This is a genomic window from Sphingosinicella sp. YJ22, from assembly GCF_011320075.1.
In the GTDB taxonomy this organism is placed as follows: Bacteria; Pseudomonadota; Alphaproteobacteria; order Sphingomonadales; family Sphingomonadaceae; genus Allosphingosinicella.
On sequence record NZ_JAANPA010000017.1, the window covers coordinates 43295 to 53123 of the forward strand.

The following is a 9829-nucleotide window of genomic DNA, read 5'->3' on the forward strand; positions in this document are numbered from 1 at the left end:
GCGGCTTTTGCATTTTTGACGGGCCCGCGTCGGGCGCGCCGGCCCCAGGAGCGCCAGTGATGGAACCCTTCCCCCTTCGAGACGGCGCCATCCACTGCGAGGACGTGCCGCTGCCGCTGATCGCGCGGGAGGTCGGCACCCCGGTCTTCGTCTATTCGAGCAGCAAGATGCGGAGCCAGGCGCGCGAGCTTCGCGCGGCCCTGGCCGCGCTTGACGATCCCCTCATCGCCTACGCCGTCAAGGCCAATCCGAACGCCGCCCTGCTGACCACCCTCGCAGCCGAGGGCCTCGGCGCCGACGTGGTCTCGATCGGCGAATATCGCCGCGCCCGCGCCGCCGGCATCCCCGCCGACCGGATCGTCTTCTCAGGCGTCGGCAAGACCGCGGCCGAGATGCGCGAGGCGCTCGCCGGCGGCCTGTGCCAGTTCAATCTGGAGTCGCTCCCCGAGGCGGAGATGCTATCGGACGTCGCCACGGCGATGGGACGGACCGCCCCGGTGGCGTTCCGAGTCAATCCCGACGTCGAGGCCGGCTCTCATGCCAAGATCTCGACCGGCGCCGCGCACAACAAGTTCGGAATCCCGATCGACCAGGCCCCCGCCGCCTGCGCCCGGGTCCGCGACCTGCCCGGCCTCGCGCTGCAGGGCCTCGCCGTCCACATCGGCAGCCAGCTGACCAGCCTCGCGCCGCTGGAAGCCGCGTTCGCCAAGGTCGGCGCGATGATCGCCGAGCTGCGCGCACAGGGGCATGCCATCCGCACCGCGGATCTCGGCGGCGGCCTCGGCATCCGCTACGATCCGTCGTTGCCGCCGCCGCCCAGCCCGAACGATTATGGCGCGATGGTCGCCCGGGCGACCCGGGACTGGAAGGTTCGGCTGATCTTCGAGCCTGGCCGGCTGATCGTCGGCGAGGCGGGCGCCCTGCTCACCGAGGTGATCCGGGTGAAGCCGGGGCCCAAATATCCGTTCGTCATCCTCGACGCGGCGATGAACGACCTCATGCGGCCGACCCTCTACGACGCCTGGCACGCGATCGACGCGGTCGCGCCGAAGCGCGAGCGGGTGGTCGCCGACGTCGTCGGCCCGATCTGCGAGACCGGCGACACCTTCGCCACGTCGCGTTCGATGGAGCGGGTCGAAGCCGGCGACCTGATGATCATCCGCACCGCCGGCGCCTATGCGGCGACCATGGCCGGCACGTACAATTCGCGACCGCTGGCACCCGAGGTGCTGGTCGACGGCGCGGAGTGGGCGGTGGTTCGCGAGCGGCGCGACGTCGACGCGTTCCTGCGCGACGAGACCCTGCCGCCCTGGCTCGAGCGGCGAGACTGAGCCGATCGAAGAGCATTGCCGCCGGCGCCGGAGGATGCCGCATCCCGCGCGCCCGGCCCGACCCGGAAAAAAAATGGTGCCCAGGAGAGGACTCGAACCTCCACGCCCTTGCGAGCGCCAGCACCTGAAGCTGGTGCGTCTACCAATTCCGCCACCTGGGCACGGGGTCGAAAACAGTCGGTAGGCGGCGCGAACTAGGGGCGGCGAAAACTAATGTCAACGGCCCCGCGACCCGACTTGCCTTCACGCCGCAAGCGGGCCAATGCGCCCGCATGATCGATCGCTCCGAAAGCCTCGTCACCGTGTTCGGCGGAAGCGGCTTCATTGGCCGCTATGTCGTCCAGCACCTCGTCAAAAGCGGCTGGCGGGTCCGCATCGCCGAGCGCGAGCCGCGCCACGCCCATTTCCTCCAGCCGCTCGGCTGGCTCGGCCAGTTCCAGTTCGTCCGCGCCGACATCCGCAAGCGCGACAGCGTCGAGCGCGCCGTCGCGGGCGCCAGCGCGGTCATCAACCTGGTCGGCATCCTGAAGGGCGATTTCCAGGGCTTCCACGTCGACGGTGCCCGCAATGTCGCCGAGGCGGCCGCCGCGGCCGGCGCGCGCGCGCTGGTCCACGTCTCCGCGATCGGCGCATCCACCGACAGCAACAGCCGCTACGGCCGCTCCAAGGGTGAAGGCGAGGCGGCGGTGCGCGCCGCCTTCCCCGGCGCGACGATCGTCCGCCCGTCGGTGGTGTTCGGGCCCGAGGACAATTTCACCAACCGCTTCGCCGCGATGGCGCGGCAAATGCCGCTGCTTCCGGTGATCGGCGGCGATGCCAAGTTCCAGCCGGTCTATGTCGCCGATCTCGGCCGAGCGATCGCCGCCGCGGCGCTCCACCCCGATCTTCATGGCGGCAAGACCTATGAGCTGGCCGGCCCGCAGGTCATGACCATGGCGGAGCTCAATCGCATCATCTGCGAAGTGACCGGGCGCGCCGGCAAGGCGATGGTCCCGGTGCCGGACTCGGTCAGCGGCATGATCGCCGCCCTGACCGGCTGGCTGCCGGGCGCGCCGATCACCAGCGACCAGTGGAAGATGCTTCAACGGCCGAACGTCGCCAGCGGCGACCTGCCCGGCTTCGAGGCGTTCGGGATCCGTCCGGAGCCGCTCGCCGCGCTCGCCGAGACCTGGCTGCGGCCTTATCGCCGCGGCGGCCGCTTCGCTGTGAAGCAGCCTTACTAGGAAGCCCTCAGGCCGCCTGCAGCTGGTGGCCGCGCAGGATCTGGGCCCATAGCCGGTCCCAGCCGTTGAAGCCCCAGCGCTCCGGCCGCTCGCGCGACAGTATCTCGTCGCCGCCGTCGGTGGCCAGGTCGATGTCCTGATAGGGAAGGCCAGCACGCTTCGCGGCCGAGTAGAAGACTCGCACCAGGGGCCTGGTGAGATTTTCCTCGTTCTGCTCGACGACCACCGCGAGGCGGCCCGACTTCAGCCGCACGAGGCTGCCGATCGGGTAGATGCCGACGCTCCGGATGAAGGCCGACAGCACGGATTCGTCGAACTGGTGCTTGGCCTTGAACATGTCCGACAGGACCTCGGCCGGCTCCTCGGCCTGCTTGTACGGGCGGTTGGAGGTCCGCGCGTCGTAGACGTTGCAGACCGCCGCCATACGCGCGTGAAGGCTGATCGCGTCGCCGCGCAGGCCATAGGGATAGCCATGCCCGTCGATCTGCTCGTGATGGTGCTTGCAGACGTCCAGAACCACGTCCGAAACGCCCTTGGCGCGGCTCAATATCTCATAGCCCCGGATCGGGTGCTGGCGGACCAGCGCCATCTCCTGCGCGGTCAGGCTCGATGGCTTGGTCAGCAATTCGACCGGCAACGCGGTTTTGCCGACGTGCATGAGCAGGCCCGCCGTCGCCAGCTCGCCGATCTCCGATTCGTCGAACAGGAGCTGGCGGCCGAGGTTGATCATCAGCGCGCAGACCGCGACCGAATGGAGATAGGTATATTCGTCGGCGTCCTTCAGCCGGACGAAGCTAACCAGGGCCGACGCGTTGCGATCGATCGAGCTGGTCAGGTCCTCGATCACCGGAACGGTCAGGGCGACGTCGACCGCCTTGCCTAGACGGGCCTGCTTGAGGATCTCGCCGACGCTTTTGCCGGCGCGTTTGGTGATCGCCTCTACCCGGCTGAACTCTTCCTCGGCGCTGCACGCGGCAACCGGCACCTGGCGCTTGCCGAAGCCGCTGCGGCGCGGCCCGCCGCCCAGCAGCGCGTCGGCGCCCTTGTCGGTGTCGATGATGAAGATGGACTTGCCCTCGCGAAGTCGCTCCAGCTCGCCCTCGTCGGTGAGCAGGAACTGGGTCTTCCACTCGGGATGGTCCATCCAGGAGCCGTCGGGGGCGTGGATGAACATGCCGAGCCGCAAAGACTTGGCCGGTACGCGCTTGAGCATGAGCCCCCTACTCCGAAATACGTTGAAACGCCTCGCCCCAGCCACGACAGGTACGCCCGAACCCTTTGCGAGCCGTAAACAGGAGCTCTCAAATCCAGGAAAATCGCTGGACCCCTCCCGCCCGCCGCCGCTAGAGCGCCGCCTTCATGAGTGTCCTGCTTACCGCCATCATCCTCGGCATCGTCGAAGGCCTGACCGAGTTCATCCCGGTCTCCTCGACCGGTCACCTCATCCTCGCGTCGGAGCTGCTCGGCTACGACGCCGCCGACTGGGCGATCTTCAACGTCGTCATCCAGCTGGGCGCGATCCTTGCGGTGATCGTGCTCTACTGGCGCACCTTCTGGGCGGTGATGGCGGGCATGTTCCGCGCCGAGCCAACCTCGTGGCACTTCGTCCGCAACGTCGCACTGGGCTTCCTGCCGTCGGCGGTGCTCGGCGTCCTGTTCATCGACAATATCGAGGCGCTGCTGGAGAATGCCGAGGTTGTCTGCATCACCCTGGTGCTCGGCGGAATCGCGATCCTCTTGATCGAGCGCTACGTGAAGCCGGCCGACATCGAGCCCGGGGTCGCCGCGATGCCGGCGCGCACCGCGCTCAAGATCGGCATTTTCCAGTGCCTGTCGATGATCCCCGGGGTCAGCCGCTCGGGCGCGACGATCATGGGCGCCCTCACCCTCGGCGTCGAGCGGCGCACCGCCGCCGAGTTCAGCTTCTTCCTCGCGGTCCCGACGATGATGGGCGCGACCACGATCGTCCTCGCCCGCAATCTGGACGAGATCGCCTCGGCGGGCGTCGACTGGGGCCTGATCGGCGTCGGCTTCGCGGTGTCGTTCGTGGTCGCCGTAGTGGTCATCAAGGCGTTCATCGGCATCGTCTCGCGCTACGGCTTCGCGCCGTTCGCCTGGTATCGTATTGTCGCCGGCCTTGGCGCCCTCGCCTGGCTCAGCGCCGCTTAAACGCCGGAACGTCCGGAGAGCGCGGCGGCTTGCCCGCCGAATCATTGAACGAACCAGCCGTTTCAGGCATTTAGGGAGCGACCTGCGCAGCCAAGGAGGCCTGTATGCGCATTGCCCTCACGCTCGCCGCCGCGGCCCTGTTGGCCGCCCCCGCCGTCGCTCAGCCCGAGCCGCGCCCGCTCGACGAGCGCGACATTCGCGCTGCCCTGCCGGGCCCCGGCGAGATTCGGGAAATGACCGGCGCGATGGACCGGATGATCGGCGCCTTGCTGACCATCGACGTCGGACCGATCATGGATGCGGCCGACCCGCAGCGGCGCAACCCGGACTATGGCCGGCCCGGCCGGACGCTGGGCGACATGGGCCGCCGCGACGATCCCTATTTCGACCAGCGCGTGCGCGCAGGAGTCCATGGTGCGGCCGAGGGCCTCGAGCAGATGGCCGGCGCCTTCGCCACCGTCGCTCCGCAGCTCCAGCGCAGCATCGAGGAGATGTCGCGAAGCATCGAGGGCGCCATGCGCAACGTACCGCGCGGGCCGGACCGCAATTACCCCGACGATCGCGACGACGAGGATTGGGACGACGAGTGAGTCCCGCGACCGGTCGTTAACGCCCGCAGCCGGTAGACGCCGCCCACTTGTCCGCTAAGAAGGCGGCGCAATGTGGCAGCTCTTCCAATTCCCGCTCTGCCCTTTCTCGCGCAAAGTCCGGCTGATGCTGACCGAGAAAGGCGTCCCGTTCGAACTGGTCCGCGAATCTCCGTGGGAGCGGCGCGACGAGTTCGTCGACCTCAACCCCGCCGGGCGCACGCCGGTGATGGTCGAGAGCGACCGCGGCATCGTCCTCATCGATAGCCGGGCGATCTGCGACTATTTCGAGGAGACGGTCGACGCGGTGCCGATGATCCCGGGTCCCGCCACCGACCGCGCCGAGATCCGCCGACTCGTCGCCTGGCTCGACGAGCAGCTCTACGCCGACGTCGTCGGGCCGCTGCTCGAGGAGCGGATGCGCAAGCGGCTGGTAAAGCGCGAGGCACCCGATACCAAGGTGCTGCGCGAGGCGATGAGGGCGTGCAACGCCCACCTCGACTATCTCGACTATCTGCTCGACCACCGCCGCTGGCTCGCCGGGCCGCTGCTGACCCTGGCCGACCTTGCCGCCGCCGCGCATCTCTCCGTCGCCGACTATCTCGGCGGAGTCGACTGGCGCGGGCACAAGCAGACGGTCGACTGGTACGGCGTCATGAAGTCGCGCCCCAGCTTCCGCCCGCTCCTCGCCGAGCGAATGGAAGTGATCACCCCGCCCGCCCATTACGACAAGGTGGATTTCTAGGGGCGGAGCGATCGGTTGGCGAAAGTGGCGATGACCACTTCGCCGCGCCTCGCCGCGCCATCGGCCGCCGGTTCGAAGGCTGGCCTTCCGCGTCCGCCGCTCAAACTGCATGGATCGCCGGTGCTAACCCCGCGCGCATCGGCTGCGATGTGATCGGGAAAGCGATCGCAACCGGCAATCCGTCCTTCCACGTCGATCGTGACCAAGGCACGGGCCAGAACGACAATTGGTCCCCAGGCCGGATCGGCCTGGACCGGTGCGGATCCTTCGGGCGCGAATGCGAGGAGCTGAGTCAGGTCCTCGACATCGCCCCGGCGGCGCGCCCACTCCGTCGACTGCCCGAACCATTCGTCGCAGGCCGGCAGTCTCGAGCGCGGTGCGCCGACCGGGCCGATTGAACAGTCGAGCAGCAGCCCGTCGTGGACGCGCGCCGCCGCCACGACGTTGAAAGCGCGGAACGGACCTTGCCACTCTTCGGGAAGCTGCCAGCGAACTCGATGCGCGTAGGTGGAGGCCACCGGGATCCCTTGGGAATTACGCGCGGGCTCGAACACATAGCGTTCGATGGCTGCACGGCATGTCGATGAATCCAGCGCCGCGCTGCCCGACGAGGCGGTGACTCGGCAGTCGGTCACTCGCCCCTCGGCGCTGATCGTCAAGGTGGCCGCAACCGTTCCGGATTCCCCGGCTTGGATGGCTTCGGTCGGATAGTCGTCGTTCGAGATCGAACCCGCCACCAGCCGCGGCGGCGTCTCCTGTTGAGTCGTCAGGAGCGCAAGGAGCGAGAGCAAAGTCACAGTCATAACCTATCGAGACGAAACGGTTCCTGACAAGGAAGCTATGATAGCCGTGGCTCGCAGCGCTTCCGACGTCGAGCCTCCCCAGTGCTGCCCACCCCTACCCCCTCCATTGCAGGGAAGGGATCAGCGGCGCTCGGGCTGGAGCACTTCGACGTAGAGCGCCGACTGCATCCGCGCGCGGCGCACGGCGCCGTCGGCGGCTGGTGAGAAATATCGCAAAGCCGTCAGGCGCTCGCACAACGGCTGGAAGCGCCCGTCGGCATAGTCGGGCACCTCGCCGATCTGCGACGCCGGCGCGCAGCTCGTCACTCGGCCGTCCGGCGCGATCTCGAGCTCGGCGACTTCCTCCCAGAAGGGCGTGCCGGCGAGCCGCGGTAAGGTCAGCAACTCGCCCTGCGGGAGCAGCGACAGGATTTGGGTGACGCGGACCGGCGGATGTCCCGGATCCAGCATTCCCTCGTCGACCAGCCACGCGTCAGCGGGCACGTCGCAATTGTCCTCGTCGAATTCGCGGAACGTGGTGCCGTCGAGGCTGAGCGTGCAGGCGGTGGTGCCGTCCGGCGACGCCGTGACCGCCCAGGTGAAGCGGCCCTGCGCGAACTGGATGACCGGCTCTTCCGGCAGCCGCCAGGTGATGCGGCGAGTCGCCATGCTCTGGACCGGCACGCCGTCGCGGGTCGCGGGCCGGAAGCGGAAGCGCCGGACGGTCAGCTGGCACGAGGCGGAGTCGAGCGCCGCGCTGCCCGAGCTTTCGGCCACCTCGCAGGCGCTCGCCCGGCCGTCCGCGCCGACGACGAAGCGGATCCTGACCGAACCCTGCTGCTCCGCGCGGATGGCGGCGGCGGGATAGTCGTCGGACGTGATCTGCCCGCTGACCTGGCGGGCCGGAGTCGCGGCGACTCCGGACGGGGGCGCCGGCGGCGGCGGTGTCGGCCGCGGCGGAACCGGAATGAGGAGCGGCGGCGGCGTCACCACTCTGATCGGCGGCGGCGACGGGACCACCATGATCGGCGGCGCCGGCGGCTGGACCGCGGCCTGCGCCGCGGCCAAAGCAATGAGACTGCTCATCATTCGGTCGATCCCCCCTGTCCCCACACTGCCCGGGTTCGCGCGCGATGCCAAGCGCGGCGGGCGGGCCTAGTTGGCCGCGCGCCCGGCGTCCCAGCTGAAGTAGGTGATGCGCACGCGCGCCCGGCGCTCCGCCTCGGTTGCCGCGGCGAACAGGCCCGGTCCTTCGCGCATCAGCCCGCCGCAGATCCGCGCCCGCTCGCTCATCGGCGCCGCGCTTGTCTCGCGCAGCGGCCAGCACTGGCTGACCGAGCCGTCCGCCGCGATCGTGACTTCGGCCTCCTGGTCGACGGCGACGGCGCCGCGGCCGCTCGGTTCGGGCAGCGCGCTGTCGCCGGCGGCGATCCCGATCACCATCGTCGATTCCCGTACCGGCGCCGCGACGGCCCGCCCCGGCCACGGGCTGACCAGCCGCCGGCAGGTGGCCTCGCCATAGGCCCGCATAAGGTCCGACGTCGCGGCGACTCGGCAGTCCGCCTCGCCGGCGCCGTCGGCGCGGTTGACCACCCGCACGTCGCCGCTTTCGAACGGCAGCGACGGGCGCGCCGGCACCGAAGTGGCCGGCTGCGGCTGCGCTTGCGCGATCGCCAGTGCAAGGAGCAAAGCTGCTGTCACGAATTCATCCTTTTCCCACCGGCCGCGCGCTTGATCGAGCGCCGGCCATAGACCACATGAGCGTCATGCTGATCCAGACTGAACCGACGCCGAACCCGGCCACCCTCAAGTTTCTGCCCGGCCGTGCAGTGATGGACTCGGGGACTCGCGACTTCGCGTCCTACGAGGACGCCGCGGCGTCGCCGCTCGCCGCCGCGATCTTCTCGATCGGCGACGTCGAGGGCGTGTTCTTCGGCCGCGACTTCATCTCGGTGACCGCGGCGCCGGGCGTCGAGTGGCGCGCGCTGAAGCCGCAGGTGCTGGAGGTGCTGCTCGACCATTTCGCCAGCGGCGCGCCGCTGTTCACCGCCGGCAGCGCCGCCGACATCTTCATCGCTCCCGAGGAGATCGATGACAGCGGCGCCGATCCCGAGGTCGTCGCGCAGATCCGCGAGCTGATCGACACCCGGGTCCGCCCCGCGGTGGCGCGCGACGGCGGCGACATCGTCTATCGCGGCTTCAAGGACGGCACCGTCTTTCTCGCCCTGCACGGCGCCTGCTCGGGCTGCCCGTCCTCGACGATGACTCTGAAGCAGGGCATCGAGAGCCTGCTCAAACATTATGTCCCCGAGGTCGAGGCCGTCCAGGCGGTTTGAGCATTCTGCGCCGCGGACGAACCGTTCGGGCTGAGCCTGTCGAAGCCCCGCCCTTTCTCCTCTTGAGTAGCATGAAGAAGGACGGCCCTTCGACAAGCTCAGGGCGAGCGGGTTAGGGAAGCTTATGCACGTCACTCTCGTCATCGACAGCGTCAGCGCGGCCTGCTCGGCGGCGCTGATCGATGCGGGCGGCGCCGTGGTCGCCGAGGCGCATGAAGTGGTCGGCCGAGGCCATGCCGAGCGGCTCGTGCCGTTGATCGCCGAGCTGCTCGACGGCCGCATCCCCGACGCCGTCCTGGTCGATTGCGGTCCCGGCAGTTTCACCGGCCTGCGCGTCGGTCTCGCCGCGGCGCAGGGCCTCGCGATCGGCTGGAGCGTGCCGATCGCCGGCTATGCCGCGCCCGCCCTGCTCGCCGCCATGGCCGACCGGCCCGGAGTGCCCGTGGCGGCGGCGATCCAGGGAGGACATGGCGAGCTTTTCGTGCAAAGCTTCGGCGGTGCGACGCTCGAGCCGACCGACGATCTCAGATCGCTTCCGCCCGAGGCCGCCGCTGCCGTTATCAAGGCCGATCTCGTGGTCGGCTCCGGCGCGGCGCAGCTGGTCGCCGCGCGCGGCCGCGGCGAGGCCGTCGACCTCCTGCCCCGCGCCGCCGAGG

General features: G+C 69.3%; 11 protein-coding genes and 1 tRNA gene. 7 read left to right on the forward strand and 5 right to left on the reverse strand.

What is annotated here, in order from left to right:
* Nucleotides 1-59 precede the first annotated feature (59 nt).
* Entirely contained in the window at nt 60-1331 is a 1272-nt protein-coding gene (lysA, locus tag G7B71_RS07965; RefSeq protein WP_166039653.1) for a diaminopimelate decarboxylase, read from the forward strand.
* A gap of 74 nt (nt 1332-1405) precedes the next feature.
* Here the strand turns inward: lysA and G7B71_RS07970 are convergent.
* Nucleotides 1406-1492 (reverse strand) — tRNA-Leu (locus tag G7B71_RS07970).
* A gap of 111 nt (nt 1493-1603) precedes the next feature.
* On the opposite strand from G7B71_RS07970, the gene G7B71_RS07975 reads away from it, so the two are divergent.
* On the forward strand, nt 1604-2554 hold the full coding sequence (locus tag G7B71_RS07975; protein WP_166039655.1) for a complex I NDUFA9 subunit family protein: 951 nt from the start codon (nt 1604-1606) through the stop codon (nt 2552-2554).
* A 7-nt stretch (nt 2555-2561) separates the two neighbouring features.
* Here G7B71_RS07975 and G7B71_RS07980 read toward each other — a convergent pair whose 3' ends face one another.
* On the reverse strand, nt 2562-3767 hold the full coding sequence (locus G7B71_RS07980; protein WP_166039657.1) for an HD-GYP domain-containing protein: 1206 nt from the start codon (nt 3765-3767) through the stop codon (nt 2562-2564).
* Nucleotides 3768-3913: 146 nt separating this feature from the next.
* Between G7B71_RS07980 and G7B71_RS07985 the strand changes: the two genes are divergently transcribed.
* The 3 genes from G7B71_RS07985 (at nt 3914) to G7B71_RS07995 (ending at nt 6055) form a co-directional block, all read left to right on the forward strand.
* Complete coding sequence (locus G7B71_RS07985; protein ID WP_166039659.1) at nt 3914-4723, forward strand: undecaprenyl-diphosphate phosphatase; 810 nt, start codon at nt 3914-3916, stop codon at nt 4721-4723.
* 104 nt (nt 4724-4827) lie between these two features.
* On the forward strand, nt 4828-5313 hold the full coding sequence (locus G7B71_RS07990; protein WP_166039661.1) for a hypothetical protein: 486 nt from the start codon (nt 4828-4830) through the stop codon (nt 5311-5313).
* Between the two features lie 70 nt (nt 5314-5383).
* Nucleotides 5384-6055 carry a glutathione S-transferase family protein gene (locus tag G7B71_RS07995; protein WP_166039663.1) on the forward strand — a complete coding sequence of 224 codons (672 nt, stop codon included), beginning with the start codon at nt 5384-5386 and terminating at the stop codon, nt 6053-6055.
* Here the strand turns inward: G7B71_RS07995 and G7B71_RS08000 are convergent.
* The 3 genes from G7B71_RS08000 to G7B71_RS08010 all read right to left on the reverse strand — a co-directional run bounded on the left by G7B71_RS08000 (nt 6052) and on the right by G7B71_RS08010 (nt 8538).
* On the reverse strand, nt 6052-6852 hold the full coding sequence (locus G7B71_RS08000) for an energy transducer TonB (protein WP_166039665.1): 801 nt from the start codon (nt 6850-6852) through the stop codon (nt 6052-6054). The genes G7B71_RS07995 and G7B71_RS08000 overlap by 4 nt on opposite strands.
* Nucleotides 6853-6978: 126 nt before the next feature.
* Nucleotides 6979-7926 carry an energy transducer TonB gene (locus G7B71_RS08005; RefSeq protein WP_166039667.1) on the reverse strand — a complete coding sequence of 316 codons (948 nt, stop codon included), beginning with the start codon at nt 7924-7926 and terminating at the stop codon, nt 6979-6981.
* Between the two features lie 66 nt (nt 7927-7992).
* The gene (locus G7B71_RS08010; protein ID WP_166039669.1) at nt 7993-8538 is read right to left on the reverse strand and encodes a hypothetical protein; all 546 of its coding nucleotides are present in this window, start codon (nt 8536-8538) and stop codon (nt 7993-7995) included.
* Nucleotides 8539-8603: 65 nt separating this feature from the next.
* Here G7B71_RS08010 and G7B71_RS08015 point away from each other — a divergent pair, with 65 nt between their 5' ends.
* A complete protein-coding gene (locus G7B71_RS08015; protein ID WP_166039672.1) occupies nt 8604-9173 on the forward strand; it encodes a NifU family protein in 570 nt (189 codons plus the stop codon).
* Between the two features lie 124 nt (nt 9174-9297).
* Nucleotides 9298-9829, forward strand: a 532-nt coding sequence (gene tsaB / locus G7B71_RS08020; protein ID WP_166039674.1) for a tRNA (adenosine(37)-N6)-threonylcarbamoyltransferase complex dimerization subunit type 1 TsaB, incomplete at its 3' end; no start/stop codon positions are given.